General features: G+C 41.0%; 12 protein-coding genes. 4 read left to right on the top strand and 8 right to left on the bottom strand.

What is annotated here, in order from left to right; genetic code table 11:
* Positions 1-566: 566 nt before the first annotated feature.
* Both ADS77_RS21485 and ADS77_RS02265 read right to left on the bottom strand, forming a co-directional pair.
* Positions 567-725 (bottom strand): YqaE/Pmp3 family membrane protein, encoded by a 159-nt coding sequence (locus ADS77_RS21485; protein ID WP_064485887.1) that lies wholly within the window; start codon positions 723-725, stop codon positions 567-569.
* A gap of 61 nt (positions 726-786) precedes the next feature.
* Positions 787-1,344: a BON domain-containing protein gene (locus ADS77_RS02265; RefSeq protein ID WP_054204418.1), complete on the bottom strand. Its 558-nt coding sequence runs from the start codon at positions 1,342-1,344 to the stop codon at positions 787-789.
* 326 nt (positions 1,345-1,670) lie between these two features.
* Between ADS77_RS02265 and ADS77_RS02270 the strand changes: the two genes are divergently transcribed.
* Positions 1,671-2,327 (top strand): LiaF domain-containing protein, encoded by a 657-nt coding sequence (locus ADS77_RS02270; RefSeq protein WP_054204419.1) that lies wholly within the window; start codon positions 1,671-1,673, stop codon positions 2,325-2,327.
* Between the two features lie 1,179 nt (positions 2,328-3,506).
* On the opposite strand, the gene ADS77_RS02275 is transcribed toward ADS77_RS02270, so the two are convergent.
* Both ADS77_RS02275 and pmbA read right to left on the bottom strand, forming a co-directional pair.
* Entirely contained in the window at positions 3,507-3,923 is a 417-nt protein-coding gene (locus ADS77_RS02275; protein ID WP_054452734.1) for a VOC family protein, read from the bottom strand.
* A 249-nt stretch (positions 3,924-4,172) separates the two neighbouring features.
* On the bottom strand, positions 4,173-5,522 hold the full coding sequence (gene pmbA / locus ADS77_RS02280; protein WP_054204421.1) for a metalloprotease PmbA: 1,350 nt from the start codon (positions 5,520-5,522) through the stop codon (positions 4,173-4,175).
* A 134-nt stretch (positions 5,523-5,656) separates the two neighbouring features.
* Between pmbA and yjgA the strand changes: the two genes are divergently transcribed.
* Complete coding sequence (gene yjgA / locus ADS77_RS02285) at positions 5,657-6,184, top strand: ribosome biogenesis factor YjgA (RefSeq protein WP_054204422.1); 528 nt, start codon at positions 5,657-5,659, stop codon at positions 6,182-6,184.
* 89 nt (positions 6,185-6,273) lie between these two features.
* Here yjgA and ADS77_RS02290 read toward each other — a convergent pair whose 3' ends face one another.
* From ADS77_RS02290 to ADS77_RS02305, 4 genes are all read right to left on the bottom strand, one after another.
* Positions 6,274-7,644: a Gfo/Idh/MocA family protein gene (locus ADS77_RS02290; protein WP_054452737.1), complete on the bottom strand. Its 1,371-nt coding sequence runs from the start codon at positions 7,642-7,644 to the stop codon at positions 6,274-6,276.
* Positions 7,645-8,396: 752 nt separating this feature from the next.
* Positions 8,397-9,470, bottom strand: coding sequence for a phosphotransferase enzyme family protein (locus tag ADS77_RS02295; protein WP_054452932.1), 1,074 nt, complete (start codon positions 9,468-9,470; stop codon positions 8,397-8,399).
* A 49-nt stretch (positions 9,471-9,519) separates the two neighbouring features.
* Entirely contained in the window at positions 9,520-10,401 is an 882-nt protein-coding gene (locus tag ADS77_RS02300; protein ID WP_054452740.1) for an NDP-sugar synthase, read from the bottom strand.
* Positions 10,402-10,496: 95 nt separating this feature from the next.
* Positions 10,497-11,867: an MBL fold metallo-hydrolase RNA specificity domain-containing protein gene (locus ADS77_RS02305; protein ID WP_054204425.1), complete on the bottom strand. Its 1,371-nt coding sequence runs from the start codon at positions 11,865-11,867 to the stop codon at positions 10,497-10,499.
* Positions 11,868-13,114: 1,247 nt separating this feature from the next.
* Here ADS77_RS02305 and ADS77_RS02310 point away from each other — a divergent pair.
* Both ADS77_RS02310 and secA read left to right on the top strand, forming a co-directional pair.
* Positions 13,115-13,597 carry a DUF721 domain-containing protein gene (locus ADS77_RS02310; protein WP_054452741.1) on the top strand — a complete coding sequence of 161 codons (483 nt, stop codon included), beginning with the start codon at positions 13,115-13,117 and terminating at the stop codon, positions 13,595-13,597.
* Positions 13,598-13,960: 363 nt separating this feature from the next.
* Complete coding sequence (gene secA / locus ADS77_RS02315) at positions 13,961-16,669, top strand: preprotein translocase subunit SecA (protein WP_054452743.1); 2,709 nt, start codon at positions 13,961-13,963, stop codon at positions 16,667-16,669.
* Positions 16,670-16,748: the final 79 nt, after the last annotated feature.

Raw genomic sequence — 16,748 nt, forward strand, 5'->3', positions numbered from 1 at the left:
TTCGCGCGGCATAAAGCCCCGCCTACACAAATTTAAACTGCTATGATTTAACCACGGCCTCAGGCAGGATTTACCTTGCGCGGATTTTCTTAAAATTTGGGACGTAAGTTAATACTGAAGAATTCTGGTGGGTCATAAGTGCATGCTCTCTATTAGTAAATAGCATGCACTTATAATTTGAATGTAACCATCCTAGCTAAAATCCTTTTTGATCCTTGTGCAAACACATACCTTAAATAGGCAGTTCCAAAAATGTCCGTATAAATATAAATATCCTTTTAACTCCTGAGCCAATCCTTGTAGTTTTTATTATCCTTAACTAATCAACTTGATTATTTGTTCATTCCTTGGGTCATATCAATAACTCGCTTCCACTGTTGCGCTGTCCATAACGCTTTTGGGGGGCGTGTTTTTTCTTCCTGATTGTGTTGCGCTACCTTTTCCATAAAGATCTCCTGCTACGCTTTATATACCCAAACAACCTCAAGATACAGAAATTCATATTTTGAAATGGTTTGAATATGCTACCGTCCTTGCTGTTCATTCCTTGTCGCTAACTAATAAATTTAACGTTTCGCAATAATGTATATTGCATGTATTAGGCCTGGAAAATAACCTAATAGCGTTAATAAAATATTAATCCAAAATTGTGCACCTAGGCCAACTTGTAAAAACACACCTAAAGGCGGAATTAAAACCGATAATAAAATACGTATTAAATCCATTGTTTACACTCCTTGTTATAAGAGTAGAAAGCCCAGCCTAGCTGGGCGTTTCTAACTAAAATCACTCTGCGATAATAGTTAAATTATCAACTACATCACGTACATCTTCAGCATTTTTAGCAATTTTAACCGCAAGTTGCTTTTCAGCATCAGAGTCTACTGTACCATTGAGTGTCACAACACCTTTGTCAGTATCTACATCAATATCTGTACCGCCAACTTCTGAGTTGAATAAATAACGTGTAGTAATAACAGTACTAATCTTTGCGTCAGTTAAGTCACTTTCAACGCTATCGTTATCGTTGTGCTTGATTTCAGCATTTTTTACAACGGTAAGCTCATTATTTACGCCCAGTACACCATCAAGACTTAGTACTAGTTCTTCAGCTAACTCTTTATCAAGCTCGCTTTCAACTTTACCTGTCAGTACAACCTTGCCATTTTTTACATCTGTGTTAATGTCAAAATTGTTTAGGTTAGTGTTCATTAAAAGAACTGTTTCCGCCTTTCCATCAATCCAAGCATCTTTACTTTCATTTTCCCAGCTACTTGCTTGAGCACTCATAGCAGTTGTACCAAGAACTAAAGCGGCAATAATAGATTTGTTAAATGTTTTCATAATCTTTTTCCTTTTGATTTAAGACAATTAGAGTAATGCGAACATCAGGCCAACTTTTTAAACCTTTAATATCAACAACTTAAATCAAACCTAGTTTATCTCTCTTTCAACGTGTGGTAATAATTTACAGGCTATTAAGTAATTTGTTCTCATGGTTGTTAAATAAACCAATTAATAGTGTTGTTCGTTAATATTTCATTAATTTTAAAAGGTAAAGTATCTTTGAAATAAATAAACAGCTGATTTTTAACAACTAAAAAAATGGCCTAAGCTTTGCTTTACAAAAGAGCCATTACAAAACAACAAAGTCACTCAAAGGAAAACTCATGACTGTAAAATTAGAAGATCGCCCAATTGAACAAGTGCGTGAACAAGTTATTGATCAATTAATCTATAACTACAGCCACGCGGTTATTTCTGCAGAAGCCTTTGAGCGTCGATTGGACCAAGCAATGGAAGCCACAAACAACCAAACTCTAATCGATCTGGTGAGTGACTTAGAATTAAAAGCCGACAGTAGCTATCAATCTGAAAAACGTGCCCAGTTTTCTCCTAACTACAGTAACAACACTAGTGATGAAGGACTGCACCTACGTAGTATTCTTGGGTCAAACGAACGCAGTGGCCAGTGGGTTGTGCCAAAGGTGATCCATCTTACTAACCTACTTGGTTCAATAGAATTAGATTTTACAGATGCTATTTTTCAGCACCAACACATTACTATCCATGTAAATTGCTTATTAGGCAGTGACGAAATTTATGTACCTGAGCACGTTAACGTGGTTTCTAAAATATTCAGTGTTGTTGGTAGTGTCGAAAATAAATCGGTGTCGCTCAATAAACATCAAGGGCCAACAATTACCATTGAAGGCAAAGTGGTGCTTGGCTCAGTTGAAATAAAAATTAAACGCACAATAAAAGAAAAGTTTGTCAGCTTTGCCAACAGCCTAAAAACAAGCTGGCAAGGAAAAGATAAGTATTGAAGCGATCTCCTACGTGCAGGAATATCGTAGGAACAGGCTTCAGCCGTGATAATAGTTGTGTTTGGCTGTTAATATTTTATTTGAATAGCGTGAAACCCATCGGCGCTAAAGCGCGCTCCTACGTGCAGGTATATCGTAGGAATAGGCTTTAGCCGTGATAATGGTTATGTTTGACCGTTAATATTCTGCTTGAATACCGCATGAAACCTATCGGCGCTAAAGCGCTCTCCTACGTGTAGATATATCGTAGGAACAGGCTTCAGCCGTGATAATAGTCGTGTTTGGCTGTGATGATTCGGTTTGGCTGTTAATATTTTGTTTGAATAGCGTGAAACCCATCGGCGCTAAAGCGCGCTCCTACGTGCAGGTATATCGTAGGAATAGGCTTTAGCCGTGATAATAGCTGTGTTTGGCTGTGATGATTCGGTTTGGCTGTTAATATTTTGTTTGAATAGCGTCAAACCCATCGGCGCTAAAGCGCGCTCCTACGTGCGGGTATATCGTAGGAACAGCTTTAGCCGTGATAATAGTCGTGTTTGGCTGTGATGATTCGGTTTGGCTGTTAATATTTTATTTGAATAGCGTGAAACCCATCGGCGCTAAAGCGCGCTCCTACGTGCAGGTATATCGCAGGAACAGGCTTCAGTCTGTGATAATAGTTGTGTTTGGCTGTGATGATTCGGTTTGGCTGTTAATATTTTGTTTGAATAGCGTCAAACCCATCGGCGCTAAAGCGCTGTCCTACGTGCAGGTATATCGTAGGAACAGGCTTCAGCCGTGGTAATAGCTGTGTTTGCCTATGATGATTCGTTTGGCTGTTAATATTTTATTTGAATAGCGTGAAACCCATCGGCGCTAAAGCGCTGTCCTACGTGTAGCTATATCGTAGGAACAGGCTTCAGCCGTGATGATGATTATGTTTGGCTGTTAAGGTTCTGTTTGAATACCTGTGCGAAATCTATCGGCGCTAAAGCGCTCTCCTACGTGCAGGTATATCGTAGGAACAGGCTTTAGCCGTGATAATGGTTATGTTTGACCGTTAATATTCTGCTTGAATACCGCATGAAACCTATCGGCGCTAAAGCGCGCTCCTACGTGCGGGTATATCGTAGGAACAGGCTTTAGCCGTGATAATAGTCGTGTTTGGCTGTGATGATTCGGTTTGAATTTTGTCCCAAATCATAAATCGTTATTTCGCTCACAGGGAATATCACTTAAATACTCAACAAACTCTACTTCAAAACCAGCAGGATCAATAAAGTACACATTTTTCCTGAATGGATTATCTGCACCTGGTTTAGCAATGCTATAACCCGCATTTTCTAAACGCGAAATAACCGCAGCTATATTACTAGTCACATAAGCAAAATGCGCAAGGCCAACTTGGTGTCCTGTTAGATTACGATTAGGTTGCTCACCATTATCGCTAAGTGCTAGATACTGGCGATCATCTCCAAAGTGCAACCATTTACGTGGTTTTCCATGCCAATCACCTCGCCCTTCGCTTCTGATTGACCAATGTGGAAAAGCGGCCTTATAAAAATGTAGCATCTCATCAACATTACTCACCACCAAATTTACGTGCTCTAAATACATAATAAATACCCTTTATTTAAAATAATTTAAGTCACAATAAAACCTCAACAATAGTTGAGGTAAAGTGTTTTTATTTAAAATTGGATAATAAAAAGATAACCGATTTGCGCGGCGTAAAGCCCCGCCTACAACAAACCCAAATATCTGAGTCAATCATACCTGTAGGCGGGAGTTTACCCCGCGCAATGTTATGCTTATGACTGACGGCTGACGGCTGACGGCTGACGGCTTACAACTTCAAGCTTTAACCTAACTTCCCGCAACCTGCATTTGTTCAATCAATACCGAGCCTGTTTGAATACCACCACGACGCTCTATATCGCCACCAATTCCACTAATTGCCTTAAACATATCTTGTAACTTACCGGCAATGGTAATTTCACTCACTGGATATTGAATTTCACCATTTTCAACCCAGAAACCCGCTGCGCCACGAGAGTAATCACCCGTTACTGTGTTAACTCCTTGGCCCATTAGCTCTGTAACCAATAAGCCTGTGCCCATTGTTTTTAATAATGCAGCTAAATCAGCATGAGTTTGCTCAACCAACCAATTATGAATGCCACCAGCATGGCCTGTTGGTGTCATATTCATCTTACGTGCAGCGTAGCTCGCTAATAAATAAGTTTGTAACTGGCCACCTTGAATGATCTCACGATCAATTGTTTTTACACCTTCACTATCAAAAGGAGATGACGCTAAGCCTTTTAAAATATGCGGACGTTCTGAAATATTAACGCAATTGCTAAATACTTGTTTACCTAAGCTGTCTAATAAAAAACTCGATTTACGATATAGTGCACCACCGCCAATAGCCGACACTAAATGCCCAAACAATGAGTTGGCAATATCAGCTCTAAAAACAACCGGGACTTTCATGGTGCCTAACTTTTGGCTATTAAGTTTTGCTAACGTTTCAGTGGCAGCTTCCAGACCAACTGAAGCCGCATCATTTAACCCTGCTTGGTCACGTGCTACAGTGTACGCAGAATCACGCTGCATTTGTTCGCCATCTTTACCTATCACCATAGTGCTAATGCTATGACGTGTGCGCGGGTAACCAGTGATTAAGCCATGGCTATTACCATATACTCGTAAGCCTTGATGTGATGAAAAACTAGCGCCGTCAGAATTCACAATGCGCTCATCAGCATTGAGTGCAGCTTGTTCTGCCGCATGACATAACTCGATACCCTCTTCAGGGCTCACATCCCATGGGTGGTATAAATCTAAATCAAGTGGAGCAAATTCAAGTAATTCCTTATCGGCAACACCATTATGCGGGTCATCAGATGTGAACTTTGCAATATCAATTGCTTTTTCGACGACGGTACGTAACGTTTTAGGATTTAAATCAGCCGTTGATGCAGACCCTTTATGATTGCCAACATAAACGCTGATCCCCAATCCACCGTCTTGGTTAAACTCAATCGTTTCGACCTCACCCATACGTGTGCTTACCGATAAACCCGATGTGCTCGACATTGCCGCTTCGGCTCCAGTTGCACCAAGTTTTTTTGCATGCTCTAGCACTTCTGCCACGGCATCTTTGACTTGAGAAATCTGAGTGTAAATAGGATCTTGCTGTTGGCTTTTCATATTTTAGGTCCTGAGCTTGTAACGCTTACAATATACTTAAATGCTAACACACTCATCGCATTGCATCAGCTAATATTAATCATTAAAAGAATCGCGTATAATGCCGACAGTTAACGTTATTATATGAGCACCCCATGGCGAAGAAAAAAGGCAAGCCTGCTGAAATTGAAGAAGAAATTATCTATGTATCAAAAAGTGAACTCAAACGCGAAGCGCAAGAGTTTCATCAGTTAGGTTCCGAAATTGCCAAAATGGGGAAAAAGCAACGCGAACGCTTACCCTTAAATGACGATTTAAAAGCTGCAATGGTTGTTGCTGATAAAATCAGCAACAAGAGCGATGCATACCGTCGCCACCTAAACTACATAGCAAAAACATTACGTACTGTTGAAAACATCGAAGACATAAAAGCGATTATCGACATCATGCTTAATAAAAATAATCAGGCTGAAGTTATGATTAAAAAAATTGAGCAATTACGTAGTGACTTAATAGCACAAGGTGATGATTTAATTAATCAAACAATTGAAGATTACCCTGCACTAGAGCGTCAAAAAATGCGTCAATTAGTGCGTAATGCTGCCAAAGAAGCTAAAGCAGAAAAGCCAGCACGAGGCTATAAAGAGCTTTTTCAGTATTTAAAAGAAACAATAATGTCATAATATTAAATATTATTGATATTAAAAAAGCCTATTAATACAACGTATTAATAGGCTTTTTTATTTGTACACTAAAGCGCTGACGCCCTAGCCTAGCTAACAATACCTAATGGTTGGGCATTTTTCCAAGCACCCCGAGTGAAATCAGGGATATCAATTGATGCACTTCGGTTGCTGACTGACTGCGCCGATAACGGCGATATAACCGACCATGCTGCGCCATCGTATACATCTTGATCTAAAGCTTCGCCATTGCGTAAACAATAAATCATGCGCCAAAACATTAAAAAGTCCATGCCGCCATGCCCGCCATTACGCTGCGCTTCTTCACCCATTTTAGTCCATAACGGATGATCATATTTTTTATACCAATCTTCCATTTCATAATCCCACTCATGAAAACTCTTAGAGCCGCCTTCTTCAAGCGCGATACGATTTGGAAAACCAGCAAATACACCATTAGTGCCTTGAATTAAATTATGACGAGAATAAGGCCTTGGTGTAGTCGTATCGTGCTGGACCATAATACTGCGCCCTTTGATTGTTTTGATAAGCGTGGTGTTCATGTCACCAGCGATGTAGTTAAGTTGATTGCGTTGATGATCTGCAGGAAACTCTTTTTTAGCGTAAGCACTGCGGCCTAAAGCGGGTGAACTCATCGACGTTAAAAAATCAAAACGATCGCCACGGTTAATATTCATATACTGTGATACCGGCCCTAAGCCATGTGTTGGGTATAAGTTACCATCACGCTGAGCATGCCACGCAGTACGCCAGGAGCCCGTTTTATGCTCAAGCTCTTTCATCTGCCAACGTAGCTCATGAATATACGCCGCTTCACCATGCAATAACTCGCCAAATACACCTTGGCGAACCATATTCAATACCATTAACTCATCGCGGCCGTAGTTGACGTTTTCCATCATCATACAGTTCTTTTGGGTGCGCTCTGCGGTATCGACAATTTGCCACATTTCTTCAACTGTTAATGCCAGTGGTACTTCAACAAATGCGTGCTTACCGCTATTCATGGTATCAATCGCCATCGGAGCATGCCATGCCCAGGGGGTTGAAATAATAACAATATCAATATCATCGCGATTAAGCATTTCTTGATAGGCGTTATCAGCTCCTGAATATAGCGCAGGCTTTGGAAGGCCTTTATCTGTTAAGAATTTTGCTGAACGTTCGAGTGCTTCTGTATGCGTATCGCAAATGGCTGTTATCTTAGTACCCGCAATATGACTCATGCGTTTTACATGACCATAACCACGCTGGCCTACACCTATAAAGCCCACCCGTACAACATCCATTTTTGGTGCAATTAAACCAATAACTGAACGCCCTTGTTGTGCTGGCGTAACTGCTCCGCCATTAACACCACTTGCACACCCTGCCACAACACTTGCTGCAGCCGCTGCACTAGCCGCTTTTAAAAAGTCTCGACGATTAAACTGCTTCATTATTATTATCCTTGAATTAACCTGTTTTTAACTTACCTAAAACAGGTTAATAGGTAAAGCTGATAGGGATAGATAGCAGAAAAAGGAGATTAATGTAGAAGAGCGCTTTAGCGCCGATGGGTTTTGCACAGGTATTCAAACCGAATTCATAACAGCCAAACATAACCATTACCACGGCTGAAGCCTGTTCCTACGATATACCTATACGTAGGAGAGCGCTTTAGCGCCGATAGGATTTCGCACGGTATTCAAACCGAATCCATAACAGCCAAACATAACCATTATCACGGCTGAAGTCTGTTTCAACAATATACCCGCACGTAGGAGAGCGCTTTAGCGCAGATGGGTTTTGCACAGGTATTTAAACAGAATCATCACAGCCAAAAATAACCATCATCACGGCTCAAGCCTGTTTCAACAATATATTTGCACGTAGGAGAGCGCTTTAGCGCCGATGGGATTTCGCACGGTATTCAAACCGAATCCATAACAGCCAAAAATAACCATCATCACGGCTAAAGCCTGTTCCTACGATATACCTACACGTAGGAGAGCGCTTTAGCGCCGATGGGGGAAATCACACAATATAAGATTAAATCAAAATAGAGAGTGCAATCACGGCTGAAGCCTGTTCCTACGATATATCTACACGTAGGAGAGCGCTTTAGCGCCGATAGGGTTTATCAAAATACAACCCCTTAAGAGCAAATGCGGCTCTTAAGGGTTATCTGTTGTGATTCAATGAAAACTAGTTAAACATCACTTAACATAGCTTTAAGCGTGCTTTTTTTAGCTAGAATATCACGATATAACGCAAACTGATTTTGCGCACGTTCAAGGTTATGATTCGCATGCTTGATCGAGAAATAATGATCACCATCAATGTAATCAGTTAAAAAACGTAAACCAATCATAAACGTCATTACCTTTGTGCCTAACCAAAAACTTTGCTTTTCTTGTTCAGTGATTAGGTCTTTTAAAGGTTCCACATATCCCTTAACAACCGCTTCAAAAATGTCTTCACGCACACGCACGTTTGCTAAGTTTGTTGAATCTTCTTGTTCTGGAGAACAAAAAGTTCGCACCATATCACCAAAATCATAAAGCCAATAACCTGGCATGCAGGTGTCTAAATCAATAACGGCTTTTGCACCATGTGATTTATTACAAAACAACATGTTGTTAATTTTAGTATCGTTATGACAAGGGCGAATTGGTACAACCCCTTTCAATGCCTTTAATTCATCAATTAAACCAAATTGAGATAAGCAAAAATCAACCTCCGCTTGGCAACTTGCTAAACGGTTTTCAGGGTCTGCTTTGATAACGTCTGTTAATTTTTCAGCGCGCATTGCTAAATTATGAAAATCAGGAATAACATGGTGTAACTGCTTCGCATCAAAATCTTCTAACGCAACAGCAAACTGGCCAAATGCATTGGCCGCAGTTTCTGCTTGTGAAGTATTTGCCACTACATCTTCACTATAACTGCCGCCAATAAATTCGAGCGCACGCCACAAACCTTGTTCACACTCAACTAAATAATCATCGCCAACCGTCGCAACATGACGAATAATATCTAAATTATATTCGCCTACTTGATGCTTTTGCGTTAAATGGGATTCAATTAAACGTGCGTTTTTAACCAGCATATCTGGTTCAGGAAAAACGTCGGTATTGAGTTTTTGGACTACTAACGACTTGCTAGGCACGCTTAACAGCATAGTGCTGTTAATATGGCCACTTCCAATCGGCTTCATGCTGACACGTTCATTGCCTAGACCAAAATTCTCAGACAAGTAAACCGCAGTGGGATTTGACTTCATACTTACTTCGCTATTTTTGTGCCCAGAAAAAGGCAAGATCGGTGCTATTTCATCCATGACGTAATTCATATAATTTACTCGCAACATCCTGTAATTCAGATTTATAGGTCACTCCATACCAGGACTCTTGCGCAGTATAAACGGTGACACTTTGTTGATTGTTTGTGATCGTTTGTTGAATTTGATCAGGCAAATAATACTCCATCTTGACACCGTTGTCATATTTTTGCAGGAAGTTATCAAAACCGGTTTCTAATCTATTGAAAAATGAAGGCGTTAACCCCCAAAAACTCATTGAACCTAGCGCATCATCAGCAATGTGAACCCGCTGTTGCTGTGGGTTTTCACCCATAAGGGAGTTGTTTTCTATGCTTATGTTTAAAAACTCAATAACATTTATAAGCTGGTTATTTTGGATCTTGCAAACACCTCGATTAACGCCTCCTTGATCAGATAAAGTATTGATAATTGGGTAACCAACCATCGCCCAATCTGAGTGTAATTTAAAATGTTCAGCCAATAAATTAAATGACGAAGTTCCATAATAATCATCAGCGGTAATCACAATAAAAGGATTATGTACATGCTGTTTTGCGCACAATAAAGCATGACCCGTGCCCCAAGGCTTTACACGTTCATCAACCAGTGCTTTAAATTGCACTGGTACTAAATCAATTCGCTGTTCAACCAACACCACGTCAAGATCTAAAGGCAGACGCGGTAAAATAACCTGCTCTATTTCACTGCGAACAGCCTGGTTGATTATAATAACCACTTGAGTCACACCTGCAGCATATGCATCTGCAATACTTAACTCCATGATGGTACAGCCTAATCCTGATATTTCAGCAATTTGCTTGTTGCCACCAAAGCGACTGCCTAAGCCGCCCGCCAATATAACTAAACTCAAATCATGTTTTTTAATATTCATTTTCAACCATTTTTATTATTCTCGATTCTTAACGACCTAAGTGTATCAGTTTTAACACTTGTCTCTATACCCAAATATAGTTATCTAAATAACAACTATTTTGCAATTTCAACGCTTGTCGCATTACCTAAAATAGCCTTGTACTTTTGCGCTAATGCTTGCTTTGCTTGCTCATCGCCGTGCACAATTTTAATCAAAGCAGGCTTTTTGCGCATTCCTGTTACAAACTTAACTAAGCCTTTTTGATCTGCGTGAGCGCTGTAACCACTAATTGTATGAATTTTAGCGCGTATAGTCACTTTACTGTCGTTAATATGCACATAACCGCCACGTGGGCCATATGTTTGAATGTCTCGGCCAAGCGTTCCACGGCCTTGGTAACCAACAAAAATTATATCCGTTGTTTTATCTGACAAAAATCGGCTCAGGTAATTCACAATTCGGCCACCTGTGCACATGCCACTCGCGGCAATAACAATTGCAGCTTCATCTCGCTTACTTAAATACTCAATCACTGCAAGATGCTCTTTATGGCTATCAACAGTATGTAATTGTCGAAAATCTAACGGGTGACGGCCGTTCGCTAAACGCTTTTTAGCCTCATCATCCCATAGACTTTTAAACTCTCGATATTTACTCGTAAAATTAGCCGCCATAGGTGAATCAACAATCACATTAATACTTTGCCAAGATGGGTTTTTACGGGCGTTGTGAATAATTTGCTCTAACTCGTAGAGTAACTCCTGCGTACGCCCAATGCTAAAAGCAGGCACTAATACAACGCCGCTGTCTGCAACCGCTTTTTCAATCACTTTTTTAAGCGTTGATGTTCGCTCTTTTCGCCCTTGATGGTTTTTATCGCCGTAGGTTGATTCAATCACGAGCACATCAGCCTTATAAGGCGCTTTGGGGCTTGGTAACAGCGGCGTATAAGGCGCGCCTAAATCACCAGAAAACACCACACGCTGAAGATTAGGTTTTACCCCTACATCGACTTCAACATAAGCTGAACCAAGAATATGCCCAGCACGCTGAAACCGAGCCTTTGTAAGGGGTAACTCATTACTGCCAGGTAACTCAAACCACCGATTAAATTCAACAGCGACAATACGTTTTTCAAGTAAACTTAAGCAGGCATCTATGATTTTTTGATCTCGCGTTACACCCACTTTAAGTGCATCTTCAATCACCAAGGGCAACAAGCTTGCTGATGCCTTTGAGGTAAAAATGGGTCCACTAAAACCAGCAGCAAACAAATAAGGAATACGGCCAACATGATCAATATGGCAATGAGTCACGATTAATGCCGTAACGGTAGAAATATCAAAATCGATTGCTAAATCTGGCCCCGCGTCTTCACCTTGAAAAATACCACAATCAATCAGCACCGATTCAGTACTTGTATAGTCGAGTTGATGACAAGAGCCTGTCACCCCATTCACCGCTCCATGGTGTGTAATATTCATAATATATCCTTATATGTTTAAACAATGTACAGCGAGATTAAAATATATCAGCACAAAATAAAAGAGATAAACATAATGCCCGCACGTAGGAGAGCGCTTTAGCGCCGATAGGTTTCGCACAGGTATTCAAACCGAATCCATAACAGCTAAACATAACCATTATCACGGCTGAAGCCTGTTTCAACAATATATTTGCACGTAGGAGAGCGCTTTAGCGCCGATGGATTTCGCACAGGTATTCAAACCGAATCCATAACAGCCAAACATAACCATTATCACGGCTAAAGCCTATTCCTACGATATATCTACACGTAGGAGAGCGCTTTAGCGCCGATAGGTTTCATGCGATGTTCAGCAGAATATTAACGATCAAACCGAATCCATCACAGCCAAAAATAACCATCATCACGGCTAAAACCTGTTCCTACGATATACTCGCACGTAGGAGAGCGCTTTAGCGCCGATAGATTTCGCACAGATATTCAAACAGAACCTTAACAGCCAAACATAATCATCATCACGGCTAAAGCCTGTTCCTACGATATACCTGCACGTAGGAGAGCGCTTTAGCGCCGATGGGTTTCGCACGATGTTCAAGCAGAATATTAACGGCCAAAAATAACCATCATCACGGCTAAAGCCTGTTCCTACGATATACCCGCACGTAGGAGAGCGCTTTAGCGCCGATGGGTTTCGCACTGTATTCAAACAAAATCATCACAGCCAAAAATAACCATCATCACGGCTGAAGCCTGTTCCTACGATATATCTACACGTAGGAGAGCGCTTTAGCGCCGATGGATTTCGCACAAGTATTCAAACAGAATCATCACAGTCAAACATAACTATTTTCACGGCTAAAACCTGTTCCTACGATATACCTGCACGTAGGAGAGCGCTTTAGCGCCGATAGGGTTTCGCACGATGTTCAAGCAGAATATTAACGGTCAAACAGAATCATCACAGTCAAACATAACTATTTTCACGGCTAAAGCCTGTTCCTACGATATACCTGCACGTAGGAGAGCGCTTTAGCGCCGATAGATTTCGCATAGGTATTCAAACAGAACCTTAACAGCCAAACATAATCATCATCACGGCTAAAGCCTGTTCCTACGATATACCTGCACGTAGGAGAGCGCTTTAGCGCCGATGGGGTTACTTAATTTGAAATGCCAGCATTAATCATTGCTTTGTATTTGCAATCATTTAAAATAAATTTCTTCGTTCTAAATACTGGTGTTTTCATGGCTAAAGACAGGTTCGCACCAAAGCCTTTAAACGATATTATGGCGGGCCTCAGCGGCAGATTGGCGTCATATGCAGGCAAAAGCCAAGCTCTCGATAAGCAGCAAACTTTACTGAGTGATTTTTTAGGCGCTAATTTAGGCAGTAAATGTCGCGTAAGTAACTATCGCGATGGCACACTTATGATCGAAGCGGTATCAGCGCCTATCGCACTACGTTTAAATTATTTAAAAATGGATATGCTTTCACATTTTCGAGCTGCTGGTATGGCTGAGCTTGGGCAAATAAAAATTACTGCAAATCCACAAACTACGCAGCGCTTGAGCCCAAACACCACTACAAAAATGAATAACAACGCACCCGCAGCTAAACAACCCCCCATGAGCGAACAAACAGCAGATTACCTCACCGCAATTGCCTCAAACGCCCCTCCTTCGCTTAAAGCAAAGCTAGAGCGACTCGCACGGCACGGGAAAAAGTAAGTACCTCATTGATAATAAGCCAGCCGATTGCTTTGTTTTCACCCTTGATTTTATTTTATCCACCTCCATATATTCATCGTTAATGTAATAAATGAGCAAGATTAAAGTTATCTTTACGGTATTTACGAAATTTTTCAGTTAAAAATGGGCATCTTGATGAACAGGTGGTTCGTTGTTTCGCAGAGTCTGGTATAGTAACGCACGTAATAAATGATGCATTTTGCAGCGTTTATTAAAATTGCTAATTAATATGTTCTTTTTATGAGCAGTATATTAATTAGTAATGACCCCAAAACGCTTGGGCATATCAAAATGGGTTAGCTGATAATCGGCTAACAAAGAATATATTGTAACGGTTTTATCATGATATCTAATTTATTTACCAAGATTTTTGGTAGTCGCAATGACCGCACTATTAAAAATTTAAGAAAGACGGTCGCGCTGATCAACGCACTTGAAACGCAACTAGAAGCGCTTTCAGACGAAGATTTAAAAGCCAAAACAGCAGAGTTTAGAGAACGTTACGATAACGGACAAAGCCTTGATGACATTCTGCCAGAGGCCTTTGCTGTGGTACGTGAAGCATCAAAGCGTGTTAATAGCATGCGTCACTTTGACGTACAGCTTCTTGGCGGTATGGTACTAAACCAAGGGCGTATTGCAGAAATGCGCACCGGTGAAGGTAAAACACTTACTGCAAGTTTACCGGCTTACTTACGTGGCTTAACGGGTAAAGGCGTCCACGTTATTACCGTGAACGACTACTTAGCAAAACGTGATGCTGAAACAAACCGTCCACTATTTGAATTTTTAGGCTTAACAGTTGGCTGCAACGTACCAGGTATGATGCCGCAGCAGAAAAAAGAAGCCTACGCTGCCAATATTACTTACGGTACAAATAACGAGTTTGGTTTTGATTACCTACGTGACAACATGGCGTTTAGCATTAACGAACGCGTACAACGTCCACTTTACTACGCAGTAGTGGATGAAGTTGACTCAATCTTAATTGATGAAGCGCGTACTCCGCTTATCATTTCAGGCCCAGCTGAGGATAGCTCTGAGCTTTACACTGAAATCAATACCATCGTTCCTACTCTTGAACTACAAGAAAAAGAAGACGAAGAAGGTATTGAAGGCGATGGCGATTTCACAATCGATGAAAAATCTAAGCAAGTTCATTTAACTGAACGCGGCCAAATTAAAGTTGAAGAATTACTAACCGAGCGCGGTTTAATAGCAGAAGGCGATTCGCTTTATTCTGCAGGTAGTATCACTTTACTAAGCCATGTTTATGCTGCATTGCGCGCTCACAAGCTCTATCAAAAAGATGTTGATTACGTTGTAAAAGAAAACGAAGTTATCATAATCGATGAGCATACAGGCCGTTCAATGGAAGGGCGTCGTTGGTCTGAAGGTTTACACCAAGCTGTTGAAGCTAAAGAAGGTGTAAAAATTCAAAACGAAAACCAAACGTTGGCATCAATCACATTCCAAAACTACTTCCGTATTTACGAAACCCTTGCAGGTATGACAGGTACTGCCGACACTGAAGCATTTGAGTTCCAGTCAATCTACGGCCTTGATACTGTTGTTATGCCAACTAATAAGCCAATGATCCGCGATGACCGTGCTGACCTAGTTTACTTAACGCAAGAAGAAAAATACGAAGCAATTTTAGTCGATATTAAAGATTGCCAAGAGCGCGGCCAACCAGTATTGGTGGGTACAATTTCGATTGAAAGCTCTGAGTACTTATCGCAATTTTTACGTAAAGAAAAAATTAAGCACAACGTACTTAATGCTAAGTTCCATGCCCAAGAAGCTGACATCGTTGCTGATGCAGGTTTACCTGGAACAGTAACCATTGCAACTAACATGGCCGGTCGTGGTACTGATATTGTGTTAGGTGGTAACTGGAATAGCGAACTTGAAAAACTTGATAACCCAAGTGATGAAAAAATAGCTGAAATCAAAGCGGCATGGCAAATACGTCACGATGCAGTAATTACAGCTGGCGGTTTACATATTATTGGTACCGAGCGTCATGAATCTCGCCGTATTGATAATCAGCTTCGTGGTCGTTCTGGTCGTCAGGGTGATGCTGGGTCAAGCCGTTTTTACTTATCAATGGATGACGCATTAATGCGTATATTTGCTGGTGAACGCATGACTAATATGATGCGTAAACTCGGCATGCAACGCGGCGAAGCCATCGAGCACCCATGGGTTAACCGCGCAATTGAAAACGCACAACGCAAAGTAGAAGCACGTAACTTTGACGTTCGTAAACAATTACTAGAATACGATGACGTAGCAAACGACCAACGTCGTGTTGTATACGCACAACGTAATGAGTTACTTGTTGAAGGCGATATTTCAGAAACCATCACGGTTATTCGTGGCGATGTACTTGGTAACACAATTGACCAATATATTGCACCGCAAAGCCTTGCTGAAATGTGGGATATCCCAGGCCTAGAAGAACGCTTAAAACAAGATTTCTTGATCGAGCTACCAATCACACAATGGCTAGCAGACGACAACAAGCTTTACGAAGAAAAGCTGCGTGAACGAATCGAAGAAGAGATCAATACCGCATACAAGCAAAAAGAAGAGCAAGTTGGCGAACCAGTACTTCGCCAGTTTGAAAAAGCAATTATGCTGCAAAGCCTTGATCAACATTGGAAAGATCACCTTGCTGCAATGGACCATTTACGCCAAGGTATTCACTTACGCGGTTATGCACAAAAGAACCCTAAGCAAGAATACAAGCGTGAATCGTTTGAATTGTTCTCAGAGATGCTTGAAAACCTTAAAATCGACGTAGTAAGTATTTTAAGTAAAGTACAAGTGCGCGCTGAAGAAGACGTTGAAAAAATCGAAGAGCAACATCGCAAAAGCGAAAGCGCACCTCGCGAATATCAACACGAAGAAGTTGAGCACGTTGGCGGCGAAACACCACAAGGTGCCGTAGTCGCAGCTCGTGCGGAGCCAAAAGTTGGCCGTAACGAACCATGCCCTTGTAAATCAGGTCAAAAATTTAAACAGTGTTGCGGTAAATTAAAGTAACCATATATTGTTAAGTAATAATTAAAAAGCGACGCCTGCGTCGCTTTTTTTATGAAAATAATTAGGTGACAATAACCGA

This window comes from Pseudoalteromonas porphyrae (assembly GCF_001298125.1).
In the GTDB taxonomy this organism is placed as follows: Bacteria; Pseudomonadota; Gammaproteobacteria; order Enterobacterales; family Alteromonadaceae; genus Pseudoalteromonas; species Pseudoalteromonas neustonica.